The sequence below is a fragment of the [Rhizobium] kunmingense genome (assembly GCF_977018605.1).
The window spans coordinates 365,190-381,967 of sequence record NZ_CDRNXG010000002.1 but is presented as its reverse complement, the minus strand read 5'-3'; the positions used below and the strand labels follow the sequence as shown (position 1 = coordinate 381,967).

At 60.6% G+C, this 16,778-nt stretch carries 16 protein-coding genes and 1 riboswitch; of the genes, 6 read left to right on the top strand and 10 right to left on the bottom strand.

The features are described from left to right. Window positions 1-4: 4 nt before the first annotated feature. The 10 genes from AC0JZ4_RS20145 to AC0JZ4_RS20100 all read right to left on the bottom strand — a co-directional run bounded on the left by AC0JZ4_RS20145 (window position 5) and on the right by AC0JZ4_RS20100 (window position 10,116). Entirely contained in the window at window positions 5-1,522 is a 1,518-nt protein-coding gene (locus tag AC0JZ4_RS20145; protein ID WP_471888280.1) for a DUF5060 domain-containing protein, read from the bottom strand. A gap of 26 nt (window positions 1,523-1,548) precedes the next feature. Beyond that, window positions 1,549-2,424: a carbohydrate ABC transporter permease gene (locus tag AC0JZ4_RS20140; protein ID WP_471888279.1), complete on the bottom strand. Its 876-nt coding sequence runs from the start codon at window positions 2,422-2,424 to the stop codon at window positions 1,549-1,551. Beyond that, window positions 2,421-3,320 carry a carbohydrate ABC transporter permease gene (locus tag AC0JZ4_RS20135; RefSeq protein ID WP_471888278.1) on the bottom strand — a complete coding sequence of 300 codons (900 nt, stop codon included), beginning with the start codon at window positions 3,318-3,320 and terminating at the stop codon, window positions 2,421-2,423. Before AC0JZ4_RS20135 ends, AC0JZ4_RS20140 begins: the two co-directional genes overlap by 4 nt. Before the next feature lie 92 nt (window positions 3,321-3,412). Then, window positions 3,413-4,666, bottom strand: a complete 1,254-nt coding sequence (locus AC0JZ4_RS20130; protein ID WP_471888277.1) for an ABC transporter substrate-binding protein — start codon at window positions 4,664-4,666, stop codon at window positions 3,413-3,415. A gap of 175 nt (window positions 4,667-4,841) precedes the next feature. Then, window positions 4,842-5,594, bottom strand: coding sequence for a triose-phosphate isomerase (gene tpiA / locus AC0JZ4_RS20125; protein ID WP_471888276.1), 753 nt, complete (start codon window positions 5,592-5,594; stop codon window positions 4,842-4,844). 53 nt (window positions 5,595-5,647) lie between these two features. Continuing rightward, the gene (locus tag AC0JZ4_RS20120) at window positions 5,648-7,132 is read right to left on the bottom strand and encodes an FGGY-family carbohydrate kinase (protein ID WP_471888275.1); all 1,485 of its coding nucleotides are present in this window, start codon (window positions 7,130-7,132) and stop codon (window positions 5,648-5,650) included. Then, complete coding sequence (locus AC0JZ4_RS20115) at window positions 7,129-8,091, bottom strand: transketolase family protein (RefSeq protein WP_471888274.1); 963 nt, start codon at window positions 8,089-8,091, stop codon at window positions 7,129-7,131. The genes AC0JZ4_RS20120 and AC0JZ4_RS20115 overlap by 4 nt, the downstream gene beginning before the upstream one ends. Next, complete coding sequence (locus AC0JZ4_RS20110) at window positions 8,091-8,918, bottom strand: transketolase (protein WP_471888273.1); 828 nt, start codon at window positions 8,916-8,918, stop codon at window positions 8,091-8,093. The genes AC0JZ4_RS20115 and AC0JZ4_RS20110 overlap by 1 nt, the downstream gene beginning before the upstream one ends. 41 nt (window positions 8,919-8,959) lie before the next feature. Then, window positions 8,960-9,940, bottom strand: a complete 981-nt coding sequence (locus AC0JZ4_RS20105) for a sugar phosphate isomerase/epimerase family protein (protein WP_471888272.1) — start codon at window positions 9,938-9,940, stop codon at window positions 8,960-8,962. Window positions 9,941-9,981: 41 nt separating this feature from the next. After that, the gene (locus AC0JZ4_RS20100) at window positions 9,982-10,116 is read right to left on the bottom strand and encodes a hypothetical protein (protein ID WP_471888271.1); all 135 of its coding nucleotides are present in this window, start codon (window positions 10,114-10,116) and stop codon (window positions 9,982-9,984) included. Between the two features lie 303 nt (window positions 10,117-10,419). Between AC0JZ4_RS20100 and AC0JZ4_RS20095 the strand changes: the two genes are divergently transcribed. The 6 genes from AC0JZ4_RS20095 to ribB all read left to right on the top strand — a co-directional run bounded on the left by AC0JZ4_RS20095 (window position 10,420) and on the right by ribB (window position 16,576). Continuing rightward, window positions 10,420-11,361 (top strand): substrate-binding domain-containing protein, encoded by a 942-nt coding sequence (locus AC0JZ4_RS20095; RefSeq protein WP_471888270.1) that lies wholly within the window; start codon window positions 10,420-10,422, stop codon window positions 11,359-11,361. 69 nt (window positions 11,362-11,430) lie between these two features. Continuing rightward, window positions 11,431-12,054, top strand: coding sequence for a DUF2291 family protein (locus AC0JZ4_RS20090; RefSeq protein WP_471888269.1), 624 nt, complete (start codon window positions 11,431-11,433; stop codon window positions 12,052-12,054). Next, window positions 12,051-13,610, top strand: coding sequence for a sugar ABC transporter ATP-binding protein (locus AC0JZ4_RS20085; RefSeq protein ID WP_471888268.1), 1,560 nt, complete (start codon window positions 12,051-12,053; stop codon window positions 13,608-13,610). Before AC0JZ4_RS20090 ends, AC0JZ4_RS20085 begins: the two co-directional genes overlap by 4 nt. Then, on the top strand, window positions 13,607-14,689 hold the full coding sequence (locus tag AC0JZ4_RS20080; protein WP_471888267.1) for an ABC transporter permease: 1,083 nt from the start codon (window positions 13,607-13,609) through the stop codon (window positions 14,687-14,689). The genes AC0JZ4_RS20085 and AC0JZ4_RS20080 overlap by 4 nt, the downstream gene beginning before the upstream one ends. 90 nt (window positions 14,690-14,779) lie before the next feature. Continuing rightward, the gene (locus AC0JZ4_RS20075; RefSeq protein ID WP_471888266.1) at window positions 14,780-15,589 is read left to right on the top strand and encodes a DeoR/GlpR family DNA-binding transcription regulator; all 810 of its coding nucleotides are present in this window, start codon (window positions 14,780-14,782) and stop codon (window positions 15,587-15,589) included. Between the two features lie 98 nt (window positions 15,590-15,687). Beyond that, a riboswitch (FMN riboswitch) is annotated at window positions 15,688-15,831 on the top strand. A 112-nt stretch (window positions 15,832-15,943) separates the two neighbouring features. Then, on the top strand, window positions 15,944-16,576 hold the full coding sequence (gene ribB / locus AC0JZ4_RS20070) for a 3,4-dihydroxy-2-butanone-4-phosphate synthase (protein ID WP_471888265.1): 633 nt from the start codon (window positions 15,944-15,946) through the stop codon (window positions 16,574-16,576). The last annotated feature ends 202 nt before the right edge of the window (window positions 16,577-16,778 follow it).

Sequence of the window (16,778 nt, the reverse complement as noted above, 5' to 3'; positions counted from 1 at the left end):
CTTTCTACTGCGTCTTGGCGGGGCGTATGCGCACGGCCAAATAGGGCTTGCCGGGCAGCTGAAGCCCGAATGCGGCGGCAAACTGGTTGGTGATGTGGGAGCCGCCGGTAATGCGTTGCGGGTGAACCTTCGGCAGCGGCCCCTTTTTAAGCGGCGTGATGCTCATGTTCCAGACGTCGATGAGATCGATCTCCCAGTCGCCATCCTCTTCCGGCAGGCCAAGCGCCCACTCGACCGGCTGATGCTCGCCGAAATAGATGTAGCGGACATCGCCATCCTTAACGGCAGAGACACGCTTGTAAGTGGTTCCGCGCTCCAGCATCGGCGTGAGGCCATTGACGGCATCCTCCTCGAAGATCTTGCGCAGGAATGCGATCCGCGCCGGCGCTTCGCCATGCAGCACGCCGCCCTTTGCCCACCAGAGTTCGTCGGCGGCATCCAGGAAGGTCTCGCCATGGCCGATATATCCGCCGCGGCACAGTGTCAGCCAATAGCGGTGGATCAGCTCGTGGCCATCGATATTGCCCCACTCCTTCGGGATATTGCCCTCGTATTCCGGCTCATCGTTGATGACCGGCTTGCCGTAAGCCGCGCGCCAGTCGAGCGTTTTCTTGACGTCCCAGTTCTGGATGCAGACGTGATCGACCCACGACTTGCGGTGGTCGTAGTTCTTGTCGACATCGCCGTTGTGGATAGATTTCGGATGGCGAAGCGGATCGCCTTCCTCGATGAGGTGGAAGAACCGGTCCCAGCGTTCCATCGGCTTTGTGTCGAGAAGAAAATCGTATTCGTTGGCGAGCGACCACCAGACGTTCCGATAGGCAGCGATGCGGGCAACGATATAGCGGAGATAGCGGAAATCCTGCTCCTCCGTCATCGTGCAATACCCCCAGCGGTCATAGGGGTGGAAAAGGATGATGTCGGCCTCGATGCCCATATCCGCCAAACGCGCGATCTGCGTTTCGAAATGCCGGAAGCATTCGAAATTCGGCCGGTCCATATCGTGGCTGCCATCTGCACGCTTCTCGTAAACATCGTGAAGCGGCTCGTTGGTATTGTAGATGTAATCCTTCGGGAAGACGCCCATGCGGACTTTGTTGAACGGCGCGTCGGCGAGAGTCCTGAATGTCTGCTCCTGAAGTTCACGCGTCTGGTGCGTCCAGGCGTAGCAGGTCGTTCCGAAGGGCAGATAGGGCTTGCCGTCGGCATAGGCGAAGTGGAACTGGTTGCGCACCCGCACCGGACCGTGGACGCCAGCCTTTGCGGCGCCGACCGTCAAGCCGCCTTCGAGGCCGGCAAGCGCCTTGTCGCTGGAGGTCGTGACGAACCGCCACTCTCCTTGCGTATCCGGGCAGAAGCGAACCTTGTAGGTGCCGTCGCCATCGTAGAAACCGGGAACCGTTACCTCGCGATTGCCCAGCGAGAACGTCGCGGCGAAGGTGACGTCGAGATAGGGATTACCGTCGGCGGGACCTATGGCGGCAAACTCGAAAACGTCCCAAAGGCTTACTTTTTCTGTCATTTCCAACTCCTCAATATCGATGGATTTCAGCCTTTTACGGCACCCGATGTCAGCCCGCTGACGAAGTATCTCTGGAAGATCATGTAGACGAGGATCGCCGGGAAGACGGTCATGGCGATAGCCGCGTTAAGCTGGCCATAGTCTGTCGAAAACTGCCCCTGGAAAGACATGAGACCCAGCGGAAGCGTCCACATGTGGCGATCCTGCAGCAGCACCAGCGCCATGGCGAATTCGTTCCAGGTGGAAACGAAATCGAGGATCAGCAGCGCCGCCAGAACCGGAAGTGAGATCGGCAGGAAAATCCGGCGGAAGACCGTGACATGCGACGCCCCGTCGATCAGTGCCGCTTCCGACAACTCCTTCGGCACCGCCTTGAAGAAGCCGTGCAGGATGAAGACCTGATAGGGCACGCCGAAGGCGAGATAGGGCAGGATAACACCGGGATAGGTATCGATCAGGCCAAAACCGTTCACCAGCGTGAAGATCGGGGCAAGCATCACCTGGAACGGGATCATCGCGCCGAACAGGAAGAACACGAGCAGAAGCTTGCCGAAGCGCAGCCTGATCCTTGCCAGCGCGTAGGCCGCCATCGCCGAGATCATCAGTCCGAGCGGTACCTTGATGACGGTGATGATGACGCTGTTCTTGAATGTCGTCTCGAAATTGCCACGCGCCCAGGCACCGGAGAAGTTGTTCCAGGCGATTGCCTCCGGCGGGGTGAATGCGCTCGTCGCCATGACCTCGGCATTCGACTTGAGTGCCGTGAAGACGATCAGGACAACCGGAGCGATCCACACCAGCGCGAAACTGACAAGCACGATCCAGAGGAGGATGAGAAACGGATCCCGGCGTGGCTTCAGCTGCAGGGATTGGTCATCGTGTCGGCCGGCTATGATGGTCATTCGCTTGCTCCTTCATCGCGCTGCGACCAGCGCAGGTAGGGAACGACGATCGTCAGGGTGACCAGAAGCAGGATGACGGAAATCGCCGATCCCCTGCCGAAGTCGAAGATCTGCATCGATTGCATGAAGGCCCACAGCGCCAGCATCTGGGTGGATTGTGCCGGCCCGCCACCGGTCATGCCGTAGACGATGTCGAAAGCCTTCAGCGACGAGATCGTCGAAAGCACGAGGACGATTGCCAGCGTCACCTTGAGCGCCGGCAGCGTCACATGCCGGAACACCTGAACACGGTTGGCACCGTCGATGCGCGCGGCCTCGACGAGCGAGCGATCGACGCTTTGCAGGCCGGCCAGGAACAGCACCATCGAGAAACCGACATACTGCCATGTATAGGCGACGAACATGGAGTAGAGGGCGATCTCGCGGTCGCCGAGCCAGTCACTGATCCAGGCCTGTAAGCCGAGATTGGTGAGAACCTGGTTGAACAGGCCGAAGAACGGATCATACATCCACCGCCACATGGTCGCGACCGCGATCGGCGCGATGATGACGGGAAGATAGTAGATCGCCCGCATCGGAACGCGGCCGAACAGCCGCTCATTGAGGCCAAGCGCCAGAAGCAGGCCGATCGTCGGCGGAAAGATGACGGCGAGGATCGTCCAGGTGACGGTATTGCGCAACGCCACCCAGAAGACAGGGTCGTTGGTCAGAATGTAGCGGTAGTTGGCAAGCCCCACCCACTCCCTGTTCGGATCGAGGCCGTTCCATCGCTGGAAGCTCAGGAAGACCACCTCGATCATCGGCCAGATCGCGAAGGTGGCATAGACGACAAGCGCCGGGCCGATCAGCATCAGGGCTTGCGTCCGCGAGGACTGCATGATTTTCGAATTGAACATTGGAAACCCGCTTGTCCGGATCCTGACCTGTCACGCAGGTCGACGGGTCTCCGCGGCACGAACGCCGCGGAGAGATCGGCTCGTCGTCCGACTTACTTCTTGCGGTTGCCGATGAATGTCTGCATCGCAGCCGCAGCAGCCTGCGGTTCGATCCTGGCAGCCGCAACATCGTTGATGACGCGGAAATACTCGGTCGTCACGTCGAGCGGAAAGGCCTGGTCGCCGTTGACGAAGGTCCCCTTCGCATCGGCAAAGATCTGGGTCCATTCCTTGTGCATGGCGGAGGCATCGTCCTTCAGCTTCACGTCCTTGTTGACGGAAAGTGCGCCGAACGTGCCGGCAATTTCCGTCTGGAATTCGGTAGATGTGAACGAGTTGATGAATTCCGCCGCAAGCTCCGCCTTGCTGGTCTTCGACGAGATGTAGAAATATTCGGCAAAGCCATAGAGGCGGCCGGTGCCGTTGGGGAACGGGAAGACGTCGTAGTCGTCGACATTGCCGCCCTCCTTGATCTGCGAGACCAGCCAGTCGCCCTCGAGCATCATCGCCGCCCGCTTGGCGAGGAACAGGGTGAAGGACTGCTTCTGATCGACCCCCATGAATGGCGACAGGATGTAGTTCTGCCCCCACATCTGCATTTCGCCGAAAGCCTTGGTGGCGCATTCGGTCGTGCTCCAGTCGGCGGTCATCGCCTTCAGCTGGTCATGCACCTCTGCGCCGCAACTCGTCTCGAGGATCTCGTCCATCAGGCGCATCAGATGCCAGTTGACCGAGCCGCCGAATGTGAAAGCCGGAATTCCCGCTTCCTTCAGCTTCTTGGCTGCCTCGACGAGTTCCTCATAGGTCTTCGGCTCTGCTGTGATGCCAGCCTTTTCGAACATCGCCTTGTTGTAATAGAGACCTTCGCCCGAGAAGCGGAACGGCACGCCATGCTGGCCGGAGCCATAGCTCCTGGAAAATGCCAGCGAGGGTGCTGTAAGACGGTCGTTCCAGCCGTATTTTGCGTAATCGGCAGTGATGTCCTTGCTCAGGCCCGCCTTCACATATTCACCGCCGAGCCCCAGTCCGGCCCAGCTCATATAGACGTCCGGCCCCCTGTCGGAACCGGCCGCGACCCGCAGGGCCGTCTTGTGCTCGTCGACGCCGCGCATGACGATCTCGACATTGACGCCCGGATGGGATTTTTCAAAATTTTCGGCCGCCGTCTGCAGTGCCTTGACCTGGGATTCAGCTGAATAGCTGATCGTCCAGACGGTCAAGTCCTCTGCCTGAGCTACCGTTGCACCTGCCGCCAGCGACGATGCCGTAAGCGCGGATGCAGCCATAAGCCTTGCGAAAGTTTTCATCTGATCTCCTCCCAAAGATCGTTTCAAGCCCTCATCGAGAACTATCAAAGCATTTTCGTTTCATGTCAAATCTTTTCGAATGCCTTTGATTTCAGCTTAATTATATCGAAAACTTCATCACCCTCCAATGCCCGCAGAAGCAGTCGGAAGGCTACCATCCTCCGGCGGCCTCTATTCAAGCGGCGGCACAAATGGCCAGATAGTCTTCGACCTTCAGGCTCGCGCCACCGACCAACGCCCCGTTCACATGGTCTATCTCGAGAATTTCCGCTGCGTTGGAGGGCTTGACCGAGCCGCCATAGAGTATGCGGATACGACCACCATCGCCGTTGAAGCGAGCGGAAAGTTCGGAGCGAATGAATGCGTGGGTTGTCGCAATATCCGTGATTGACGGCACACGGCCCGTGCCGATTGCCCAGACAGGTTCGTAGGCGATGATCATGTCCGCAGAACTGGCGCCGTCGGGCAACGATCCGGCCAGCTGGCGACCGAGCACATCGAGCGTAAGCTGCCCTGCACGCTCTTCTTCCGTCTCTCCGATACAGATGATCGCGGTGAGTCCCGCCTTGTGCGCGGCAATCGCCTTGGCACGCACAGTCGCGTCGCATTCCCGATACCCAAGCCGTCGCTCCGAGTGCCCGACAATGGCGTGACTGCCGAGGCTGTCGGCGATCATGGCCGCCGAAATATCTCCGGTGAAGGCGCCCTCCTCTTCATGATGGCAGTTCTGCGCGCCGATCCGCAATGGCGATCCGGCAGTCATCGTGGCCGCGGAATGAATGAGCGTCGCGGGAACGCAGATCAGCGCCTCGACGCTTTCCCTTGCAAGGACCCGGCTGGCCGCCACTTCCTGTATCCGCGCAAGACTGTCGCGCATGCCGTTCATCTTCCAGTTGCCGGCAACGAGCGGCCTGATTGCTGATCCCATGAGACGTCCTCCCTTCAGGCCACGGCTCCTCCGCCGGGGCCGTATGTTGTCTTTCAATCCGCAGTCAGGCGCGCCAGCAGGGCGTGCCAGTTGCGTGTCACATCCGAGCGCCAGGCCTCGGTCGACGCATGACCGGCAGGCTCGAATTTCGCTCGTGATCCGTCGATGAGCGATACCGGACCATGCAGGCTTTGGCGTGCCATGGCAGCCACCCCGATTGCCCCGACTTCCGCCTGACCGCTGCGGCTCACCGGACGATCGAGAATGTCGGCCTGCAACTGCATGAGCGCATCGTTGGATGACGCACCGCCATCCGCCAGCAGGCCTTGCAGCGTACCGTCGATATCCTTCTCCATGGCGCTGAACACATCGGTGATCTGCAGCACGATCGCCTCAAGCGTCGCGCGGGCGATGTGGGCGCGGGTGGTGGCCAGCGTCATGCCCGAGATCGTGCCCGTCACATTGTCGTTCCAGTGCGGTGCGCCGAGACCGGCAAGGGCCGGCACGAACGTAACGCCGCCGCTATCGGATACGGTCTGCGCCAGTGCGGACAAAGCGCCCACATCGCCCAAGCCGAGTATCTCGGCCGCGAACGCGGCGGCCTGGGCGGAAACCGTGATATTGCCCTCAAGCGCATAAGCCACCCCGCCTTCGTCGCTCCAGGCGATCGTGCTGGAGAGACCGTTGCGCGAAAGAACCCGCTGCGGCGTGAGCGTCATCAGCGAAGACCCCGTGCCATAGGTCGCCTTCACCAGCCCCGGCGCACGCACGCCGTGACCGTAAAGCGCTGCATGGCTATCGCCCATCATCGCAAGGATCGGCACACCGGCGGCAAGCGCGGTCGTTCCTGAAGCAACCTCGCCGAAGCGGCTGCTGGAGGCGCGCACGTCCGGCAGAGCGGATGACGGCACGCCGAAGAGAGCGCAGAGCGCATCATCCCATCGCAGCGTCTCGGTGTTGAAAAGCTGCGTGCGCGACGCATTGGAATGGTCGGTTGCGAAAACACGGCCCCCGGTCAGCTTGTAAAGCAGCCAGCTATCCACCGTGCCTGCCCGCAGCCGGCCTTCTGATGCGAGCTTAGTGGCTTGCGGTACGTTTGCCATGACCCAGGCAAGCTTGGATGCGGGAAAAAGTGCATTTATGGAAAGCCCGGTTGCTTCGACGACCTGGGGATCGGCACCCGCAGCAATCATCGCCTCGCAGGCCTTGGCGGTGCGCCGGCATTGCCACAGGATCGCAGGCGCGATCGGCGCTCCTGTCTCTGCGTCCCAGACGACGAGCGTCTCGCGCTGGTTGGCGATCGCCAGCCCCGCAATATCCTGCTCCCGACCTCTTGCGATCTCTGCAATGACGGACTGGACGCTTTCCCAGATAGCGTCCGCCGACTGCTCGGCCCAGCCTGGCCGGGGATAGTTCGATTTCAACGGCGCCGACGCCTTGGCGATGATCTCGCCCGAGGCCGCGACCAGGATCGCCTTGGTATTGGTCGTCCCCTGGTCGATGGCAATGACGGCTCCTCCTCCCCGAGTACCCGTCATCCGCGCTTGCGCCCGATCGCCTTGCGCGCCGTTCTTGCGATACCGGCGGAGGTGAGACCGAAATGATCGAACAGCCACTCGACGGAGCCGGTCGGGACGAAGCCCGGAAAGCCCATGCGTTCCACAGGCACAGGCGTGGTCGCCGAGGTGTGCTCCGCCACCGCCCCGCCGAGGCCGCCATGGATATTGGCCTCCTCGATCGTGACGATCGCGCCGGTCTCGCTGGCGGCAAGCGAGATCGCCGCCTCATCGATCGGATTTATCGTCGCCATGTTGAGAACGCGGGCCGAGATGCCCCCGGCCTCGAGTTCGCGTGCCGCCTGCGCCGCCAGGTGAACCATGGTGCCGCAGGCAATCAGCGTCACATCGCCCCCTTCGCGGACAAGCTCTGCCTTGCCCGGCTGGAACCTGCGGTTTTCGATGGCGAGATCCGGCACCGGCATGCGGCTCAGGCGAATATAGACCGGGCCGTCATAGGCTGCGGCCCATTTGACCGCCTCGGCCGTTTCCCAGGCATCCGCCGGCGCGACGACCTTGATATTGCTCAGCGGCCGCAGCCAGGCGAAATCCTCGATTGAGTGATGGGTCGGGCCGAGTTCGCCATAGGCGACACCGGAGGATTGGCCGACGAGCTTCACGTTGAAATTGGCATAGGCGATATCCGCCTTCACCTGTTCCAGCGCACGGCCTGTGAGAAAGCAGGATGCGGCCGAGACGAAGGGAATGCGGCCGCCATTGGCAAGGCCTGCGCCGACGCCGACCATGTTCTGCTCGGCGATGCCGACATTGACGAGGCGATCGGGAAACTTCTTCTGGAAGCCGCCGAGCTTGGAGGAACCGACGGAATCATTAACGACGGCGACGATGCGCGGGTCATCCTCGGCAAGCGCCTCGATCGCGCGCGCCCAGGCGTCGCGGCAGTCGTGGAAACCTTCCTGTTTTGCAGCGGGAGCAGCCATCAGACCAGTTCCTCCATGGCGGTATCGTATTGTTCGGCATTCGGCACGCCATGGTGCCAGGAGGCCTTGTTCTCCATGAAGGACACGCCCTTGCCCTTGACAGTGTTGGCGATGACGCAAAGCGGTTTCGAGCGTCCGCCCGGCGGCTCCGACAGCACGGTTACAAGAGCCGAAACGTCATGGCCGTCTACTACTTCGACATCCCAGCCGAAGGCGCGGAACTTGTCGTCGAGCGGATCGAGGCCATTGGTCTCTTCCGTGCCCATGCCCTGCTGCAGCCGATTGCGGTCGACGATCAGGGTGAATTTCCCGAGACGGCGATTGCCGGCCGTCATCGCCGCCTCCCAGTTGGAGCCTTCCTGCAGCTCGCCGTCGCCGGTCAGAACGAAGGTTCGATAATCGCTCCCCGTCAGCTGGCCGGCGATGGCAATACCGAGACCGACCGGCATGCCGTGGCCGAGCGGTCCGGTATTGGTCTCAACGCCGGGAAGATAATTGCGGTTCGGATGTCCGTTCAGCATCGACTTCGGCTGCATATAGGTGGCGAGCCAGTCTTCGGGATAGTAGCCGGCGGCACAGAGCGCCGTGTAGAGCGCCCCGGTGGCATGGCCCTTGGACATGATGAAGCGATCGCGATCGGCCATATCGGGCTTCTTCGGATCGTAGCGCATCACGCCGAAATAGAGCGTCGCGATGATGTCGATCGCCGAAAAATCCCCACCCGGATGACCGAGCTGCGCATTGAAGACCATGGTAAAGGCCCTGCGGCGCATCCACAGCGCCTTCTCGCTGATCGTTTCGACGATATCATTCTTCAACATTGTCATGGCCTTTCATTGCCAAAGCTGGCTATTGCCGCGCCGGAGCCTCACATGGCGCCGAACAGGGCCTTCTGTGCGATCTTCAGCGCGCCGATCGCATCATGACGGCTCTGCGCCTCCGTCAACGCTTCGACATCCAGCGCATCGAGCCCCTTTTCGGCAGCCTTGAGGAAATCGATCGCGTGATTGGCGGTGGCGATGCTGTCTTCACGGAAGGGGAACTGGTCGAGCTGCCACACGCCTTCCCACTTGTTCTTGCGAAGCGTGTAGAAGAACTCGAAGAGTTCGATCGGATGCAGGCTGCCGGCGACGAGATCGTCATCCCAGGATCGGTAGTTATCGTTGACATCCATGCCGAACAGGCGGCCGTAATCGATCGCCAGCTGGGCACTGTCGGCAGCGGATTCACCGCCCATGATGGCGTGGCCGAAGTCGAGCAGGATGCCAACATTCGGCAGGCCGATCTTCTCAATTCCAAGCAGGGTGCGGGCGACCGAGCCGAAGCTCATGCGCACGCGCGGCTCGCGCGGCTTGTATTCGATGACGAATTTCAGATCGGGATTTTCGCTGGCGAGCTGGCCGACGCCATCGAGCGAATGCTTCCAGAGCGTGCCGTAATCGACCTGGAACGGATAGTCCCAGCCATCCTGCCCCGGCCACAGCTTGACATAATCCGCGCCGAAATAGCGGACCTGATCGCAGGCTTCCGTCACCAGTTCATGGGTACGGCGACGCACGCCCGCATCCGGATTGGTGAACGAGCCCTTGACGAATTCGCGGGTGTAGATTTCCGGCGTGATGCCGATGACGCCGAGATTGTTCCGATCCAGAGCCGCCTTCACCTGAGCGTTGGAAAAGTCACCACCGAAGAAGGGATAGTTGATGTCGACGACCGACAGATCCTTGACCTGACCTGCCAGATCGATCGCCTCTATGACGCTGCGCGGCGTACCGTAGCCATCGGTTGCATAGCGGTCGAGATAGGTGGCGAAGTGCCAGATGCCGGCGCCGAAAAGTTGTTTAGCCATTGGTTTCCTCCTGATATGCGAATATCCTGCGCGGTGCCTGTTCATGCCCGCAGCGACGCTTTCCTTCTGCCTTTCGGAAGCACCCGCTCGCAGACGGCAAGGTCACGACCGCGGATGCAGGCGACATCACCGAGCCCGCCGGCAAGGAACACCGTAGCTCCCGAACGAACCGACACGCTCCGCTCCTCCCGAGACGTGGCGACCAGCATCAAAAGACCAAGATGAACTTTTGAATACTTTCGATCTCTTTCGTTTCGCAGAACAAGTGCCATAAGTCGCAGCGCCATTCAAGCGCTTTCTCGCCCTTATCGTCGCTGCGACCGCGAAGAAAATACCGCAACGCAGCATAAACCGGAGGAAAGTTCAGTCATCGACTTGTGAAACGGCCACGTTCAAAAACATATTGACAACAAACGAAAGTGATCGATAGTTGCCGTCGATAAGCCACTGGAGGGTGGTTTTCTCAACGGGAGGTCCTCATGAAACTGACGAAGCGTCTTCTGATGTCCGTCGTCGCCATCGGTATTGCCGGTGCGATGTCCGGTGCGGCACTTGCCGCCGACACGATTGCAATCATTACACCGAGCCACGACAACCCCTTCTTCAAAGCCGAGGCCGATGGCGCGGCGGCGAAAGCGAAGGAATTGGGCTACGCGACGATGGTGCTCGTCCACGATGACGACGCCAACAAGCAGAACGAGCTGTTCGACAGTGCGATCGCCGCCGGCGTGAAGGCCATCATCCTCGACAATGCCGGCGCGGATGCATCCGTCGCGGCGGTCCAGAAGGCCAAGGACAAAGGCATTCCGTCCTTCCTGATCGATCGCGAGATCACCACGACAGGCGTCGCCGTCTCCCAGATCGTGTCGAACAACTACCAGGGCGCCCAGCTCGGCGCGGAGGAGTTCGTCAAGCTGATGGGCGAGCAGGGTACCTATGCCGAGCTGCTCGGCAAGGAATCCGACACCAATGCCGGCATCCGTTCGCAGGGCTACCACGACGTCATCGACCAGTATTCGGAGATGAAACTGGTGGCCAAGCAGACCGCCAACTGGTCGCAGACCGAAGCCTATACGGTGATGGAATCGATGCTGCAGGCGCATCCCGACATCAAGGGCGTGATCTCCGGCAATGACACGATGGCGATGGGCGCCTATGCCGCGCTGGAAGCAGCCGGCCGCAAGGATGTGATCGTCGTCGGCTTCGACGGCTCCAACGACGTGCGTGACTCGATCAAGAAGGGTGGCATCAAGGCGACCGTTCTGCAGCCCGCATACCAGCAGGCACAGAATGCCGTCGAGCAGGCCGACAAGTTCATCAAGACCGGCTCCACCGGCCTTGAAGAGAAGCAGCTGATGGATTGCATTCTCATCAATGCCGACAATGCGGGCAAGCTCGAGACATTCGCGCTCGCACAGTGATACCGCGACCGCCACTCGGGAGGCCTTGTCTCCCGAGTGGTTCTGGCTTTCAAGAAAGTGCGGATACCGATGAAAATCACCACCCTTTTGGTGGCAAGCGTGCTTGCCGCGTCCCTTTCCGGCTGCAAACTGGTCAAGACCGACACAGGCGAGGCCGGCGGCACGTCTGCTGATCCGATCGCCGAGCTCGTGGACACGACATTCGACGCCAAGCTTGTGCCGGCGCTCAGCGAGAAGGCCGTCGATCTGGCAAGCCTGCGCGACGCAATCCGCGCCGGACTGGACAAGGCTGGCCAGGCGCACGGGGTACGCGTCGGCGGCGCCGGCGGCGGCTGGAATTTCCCGGTCAAGGGAACCGGCACCGTGATCGACGAAAACCGCGCCTCCAGGGCAGCGGTTGCCGAATTCGATATCGATGGCGACGGTACCGCCGATGCGACGCTGCAGCTCGGACCGGTGATCAGGGGAACGGCGCTTCGCGACACCACCGCGCTCTATGATTTCTCCACATTCCGCGATCAGATCGAATACGCACGGCTTGGCCGGGCGTTGAACGACAAGGCGGTATCAAAGCTTCCCGGCACCGACGTGAGCCTGAAGGGCAAGCGCGTCACTTTCCTTGGCGCAGTGGTGATCCGCTCGGCCAGCGAAAAGCCGCTCGTCATGCCCGTCTCCATCGAGGTGGCGCCATGACGGGACAAAATTTGACCGGGCAACCGGCAGGCGAGCCGCACCCGATCGGCCTCACAATCCGCAACGGATCAAAGATCTATCCCGGCACGCAGGCCCTGAAGAACGTCGATTTCGACCTTCGACTTGGCGCGGTCAACGTGCTCGTCGGCGAAAACGGCGCCGGCAAATCGACCCTGATGAAGATCATCGCCGGCGTCGAACAGCTGAATGGCGGCACGATCGAACTCGATGGCGAAGAGGTGGTGTTTGCCGACAAGTCCGATGCCGCCCGACATGGCGTCGGCATCGTGTTTCAGGAGCTCAATCTGTTTCCGAACCTGACCGTGGCGGAAAACATCTTTGTCGGCCACGAGAAGACGCGCGGCGGCATCCATATCGACAGGCAGGCGCAGACCGCTGCGGCGCGCGCGCTGATGAAACGGCTGGAGCAGGATATCGAGCCGGACACACCACTCGGAAACCTGCGGATAGGCCAGCAGCAGATCGTCGAAATCGCCAAGGCGCTGGCAGAGAACGCCCGTATCCTGATCCTTGACGAGCCGACCTCGGCGCTTTCGGCAACCGAAGTCGAAGTCCTCTTCCGTGTCATCGGCGACCTGAAAAAACAAGGCGTCGGCATCGTCTACATCTCGCACCGGCTGGAAGAACTTATCCGCATCGGTGATTATATCACCGTATTGCGCGACGGAGTGATCACTGGATCCCGCTCTATGCAGGGCGTCGACATTCCCTGGATCGTCGCCAACATGATCGGCAGCGCCTCGAAGGAGTTCCCGAAGACGGGTGAGCACGATCTGGGCGACGAGGTGTTCCGGGTGGAGAACATCTGCCTGCCGAGCCCGGCCGGCGGCTATGCCGTCGATCACATGTCCCTGTCGATCCGGCAAGGCGAGATCGTCGGCCTGTATGGGCTGATGGGTGCGGGGCGCTCCGAGCTGCTCGAATGCATCATGGCGCAGCATCCGAACTCCTCCGGCAAGCTTTTCGTCGGCGGCAAGCCGTTGAAGGAGAAAAGCGTCGCCGGACGCATTCGCCGCGGCCTGGCGCTGATCCCGGAAGACCGCAAGCGCGACGGGCTGGTGCAGATCATGACGATCCGCGAAAACCTGACCATGTCGTCGCTCGCCGATTTCACCCGAGGCTTTCACCTGAGCCTCAAGGCGGAGGCCGCCAGGGCTGCGGAGTTCGTCAAGCGGATGGCGATCAAGATCGCCAGCCTCGAACACCCCGTCTCCAGCCTGTCCGGCGGCAACCAGCAGAAGGTCGTCATCGGCAAGGCGCTGATGACGAAGCCGAAGATCCTTTTGATGGACGAGCCGTCGCGTGGCATCGACATCGGCGCCAAGGCCGAAATTTTTCGCACCATGCGCAAGCTCGCGGAAGATGGCCTGGGCATTCTTTTCGTAACGTCTGATCTGGAAGAGGTTCTCGCGCTCTCCGATCGTATTCTCGTCATGGCGAACGGCCGGCTGACCGGACAATTTCCGGCCGGCGCCAACGCAGCCGACGTCGTCTCGGCGGCAACGCCCAATCTCAACAGGGTTGAACTATCATGAGCAGCATCGACGCCGCAGGCAACGTCAAAACCGTCATCGGAGGCCACCGATCCCGCACATCGGCGCTGCTGCTGCTGTTGCACATGCGCACCTTCGTGGCCTTGATCCTGGTCTTCGCCTTCTTCGCCTTTGCCGCCCCGAACTTTCTGTCGACCGGCAACATGGTGATCATTTCCAAGCATGTGGCACTGAACGCCCTGCTTGCGATCGGCATGACCTTCGTCATCATCGCCGGCGGCATCGACCTTTCGGTCGGCTCGATTGTCGGTCTGTGCGCCATGGTGGCCGGCTATCTGGTGCTCTACGGCATCGACTTGGGCTTCATCGGCATTGCCTACAGCATCCAGTTCAACACGATCGAAATCTGCCTGATCGTCATGGTCGCCGGCATCTTCATAGGCTGGATAAACGGGTTATTGATAACCAAGCTCAATGTCGCCCCGTTCATCGCCACGCTCGGCACGCTTTATGTCGCCCGCGGCGCAGCCCTGCTATTTTCCGAAGGCCGCACGTTTCCGAACCTTTCGGGCAGTCCCGAATACGGATCCGATACGTTCCGCATTATCGGCTCGGGCACGTTCCTGGGCCTTCCCATCTCGGTCTGGATCATGGTCGTCGTCGCCTTGATCGCGGCCTATCTCGCCACCCGCACGCCGCTGGGCCGGCACATTTATGCGGTCGGCGGCAACGAACGAGGGGCCGCCCTTTCCGGCGTGCGCGTCGATCGCATCAAGCTGTTCGTCTATATGTTCTCGGGCCTTTGCGCCGCACTCGTCGGGCTGATCATCTCGTCCCAGCTGCAGGCGAGCCATCCGGCGACCGGCGAAACCTTCGAATTGAACGCCATTGCCGCAGCCGTGCTCGGGGGCACTTCCATGTCGGGCGGCCGCGGCCGCATTGCCGGTACGATCGTCGGCGCATTCGTCATCGGCATCCTGGCGGACGGATTGATCATGATGGGCGTGTCCTCATTCTGGCAGACGGTGATCAAGGGTCTGGTCATCATCGCGGCCGTCGTAGTGGACCAGTTGCAACAGAAACTTCAGGCACGCGTCGTGTTGCAGCAGAATGCCAATTGAGCATTTGATGCCACAAATGCATGCTGTAAGGGTGGAAGGAGAATCGATCGGTTTCGATTGATTGCGATTTCCGGGATCAGGCAGGACCACATGGAAGCGAAAGACGAGCTATATGCGTCGGAATCGATGATCGGGCTTTTATCCGAGCCGCGACGTCGACGTATTCTCGAATGGCTTCAGGAGGAAGGTTCGGCCCGCGTCCGCGAGCTGGCCGCTGCCTTTCACGTCTCGGAAGCGACGATCCGGCAGGATCTCGAACGGCTGGAAAACGAGGGCTTCATCACCCGCGAGCATGGCGGCGCCTATCTCAATTCCGTAGCACCGCAATCCGGCACCATGACGCTCCACCATCAGGAGAACATGGACAAGAAGCGCCGCATCGGCGCCCTTGCCGCAAGCCTTGTTCGGGATGGCGAAACGCTGATCCTCGATGCGGGAACGACGACGACGGAAATCGCCACACGCCTGACCAACCGCCGCGACCTGACATTGATCACCAACGCGCTCAACATCGCCGTGATCCTGGGATCGGTGCCAACGTTTGCCGTCCACATGCCGGGCGGCCAGTTCAAGTCGCCGACCCTCTCGCTTTCCGGCGACAAGTCGGTCGAGTATTTCCGCAACATCTTTGCAGGAAAACTGTTTCTCGCCACCGCCGGCGTGGCACTCGATGCGGGCCTCACGTACCCGAGTTTCGCCGACCTGCAATTGAAGGAAGCGATGATCAAGGCGGCAGCGCATGTCTATCTCGTGGCAGACTCCACCAAGATCAACCGCTCGTCCTTCACCCGTCTCGGATCGCTGGATGTGATCAACTCCTTCATCACCGACGACGGAATTTCCGATCGCGATGCCAAGGAATTCGAGAAGCGCGGCATTGAACTTCTCATAGCAAAATAAACCGCCGGACCGTTCGCACCCGCAACATTTATCTGGCATTCCGCACTATTCGGGAATGTTTAGCTGTTGCATTTACAGCAAGGATTGAAATACATTTCCTTCGTTCTCAGGGCGGGGTGTAACTCCCCACCGGCGGTATCGGGATTTCCCCGGAGCCCGCGAGCGCTTCCTAAAAAGGAAGGTCAGCAGATCCGGTGAGATGCCGGAGCCGACGGTCATAGTCCGGATGAAAGAGACCAACCCGCGGCGGCCCTTGACCGGGCTGCCCGTGGCGCTTGTTCGCCCAAGGGAAAGTTTTGTCGGTGAAAGCCGATGCAACAGCCTTAACCGGCTTAACCCTTGAAAGACTTGTAAATGCCGATTTCCAGAATTGAAGATGCAATCGACGCCATCGCTCGTGGAGAGATGGTGGTGGCTGTTGACGATCAGAACCGCGAGAACGAAGGCGATCTGATCTTTGCAGCCGAAGATGCGACGGCCGAAAAGATCGCGTTCATGATGAACAAGGCGCGCGGCCTGATCTGCGTCGCCATGGAGCAGGATCGCCTCGACGAGCTCGATATCCCGCTGATGGTGCCGAACAACACGGAATCGATGAAAACGGCCTTCACCGTTTCCGTCGACTACATCCCCGGCACGTCGACCGGCATTTCGGCGGCTGACCGCGCCGCAACCGTCAAGGCTCTCGTCGCCCCTGAAGCCCGCCCGGACGACTTCGCCCGCCCCGGCCACATCTTTCCGCTGCGCGCGAACCCAGAGGGTGTCCTCGGCCGCCCGGGCCACACGGAAGCGGCCGTCGATCTTTGCCGTCTTGCTGGCAAGCGACAGGCGGGCGTCATATGCGAAATCGCCAAAGACGACGGAACCATGGCCCGGCTTCCGGAGCTGGAGAAATTCGCCGAGGAACATGGACTGCTGGTGATCACGATCGAGGATCTGGTCGCGTATCTGATGCAGAAGTCAGGCACCGAGACCAAGGCCGCCTGATCCAGGCGGCCTCTCCATAACCTGGGGTTCAATTCAAACCGATGCGGCCGTCCAACCGCCTCGGATTTGAACGGGTTGATGACCGCCAGCAAATCGGCGGCATCTTGCTGGTGGTTCCGAACCGAGTTGCCCCCGCGCGATGTAACTGACCATTATGGCCTGCGCATCACGCTGTAAAATCGGGTCTTCCGCTTTCGCAAAG

Coding starts and splice junctions, on each gene's coding strand:
- AC0JZ4_RS20145 (WP_471888280.1), bottom strand. CDS start 1,522: ATGACAGAAAAAGTAAGCCTTTGGGACGTTTTCGAGTTTGCCGCCATA.
- AC0JZ4_RS20140 (WP_471888279.1), bottom strand. CDS start 2,424: ATGACCATCATAGCCGGCCGACACGATGACCAATCCCTGCAGCTGAAG.
- AC0JZ4_RS20135 (WP_471888278.1), bottom strand. CDS start 3,320: ATGTTCAATTCGAAAATCATGCAGTCCTCGCGGACGCAAGCCCTGATG.
- AC0JZ4_RS20130 (WP_471888277.1), bottom strand. CDS start 4,666: ATGAAAACTTTCGCAAGGCTTATGGCTGCATCCGCGCTTACGGCATCG.
- tpiA (WP_471888276.1), bottom strand. CDS start 5,594: ATGGGATCAGCAATCAGGCCGCTCGTTGCCGGCAACTGGAAGATGAAC.
- AC0JZ4_RS20120 (WP_471888275.1), bottom strand. CDS start 7,132: ATGACGGGTACTCGGGGAGGAGGAGCCGTCATTGCCATCGACCAGGGG.
- AC0JZ4_RS20115 (WP_471888274.1), bottom strand. CDS start 8,091: ATGGCTGCTCCCGCTGCAAAACAGGAAGGTTTCCACGACTGCCGCGAC.
- AC0JZ4_RS20110 (WP_471888273.1), bottom strand. CDS start 8,918: ATGACAATGTTGAAGAATGATATCGTCGAAACGATCAGCGAGAAGGCG.
- AC0JZ4_RS20105 (WP_471888272.1), bottom strand. CDS start 9,940: ATGGCTAAACAACTTTTCGGCGCCGGCATCTGGCACTTCGCCACCTAT.
- AC0JZ4_RS20095 (WP_471888270.1), top strand. CDS start 10,420: ATGAAACTGACGAAGCGTCTTCTGATGTCCGTCGTCGCCATCGGTATT.
- AC0JZ4_RS20090 (WP_471888269.1), top strand. CDS start 11,431: ATGAAAATCACCACCCTTTTGGTGGCAAGCGTGCTTGCCGCGTCCCTT.
- AC0JZ4_RS20085 (WP_471888268.1), top strand. CDS start 12,051: ATGACGGGACAAAATTTGACCGGGCAACCGGCAGGCGAGCCGCACCCG.
- AC0JZ4_RS20080 (WP_471888267.1), top strand. CDS start 13,607: ATGAGCAGCATCGACGCCGCAGGCAACGTCAAAACCGTCATCGGAGGC.
- AC0JZ4_RS20075 (WP_471888266.1), top strand. CDS start 14,780: ATGGAAGCGAAAGACGAGCTATATGCGTCGGAATCGATGATCGGGCTT.
- ribB (WP_471888265.1), top strand. CDS start 15,944: ATGCCGATTTCCAGAATTGAAGATGCAATCGACGCCATCGCTCGTGGA.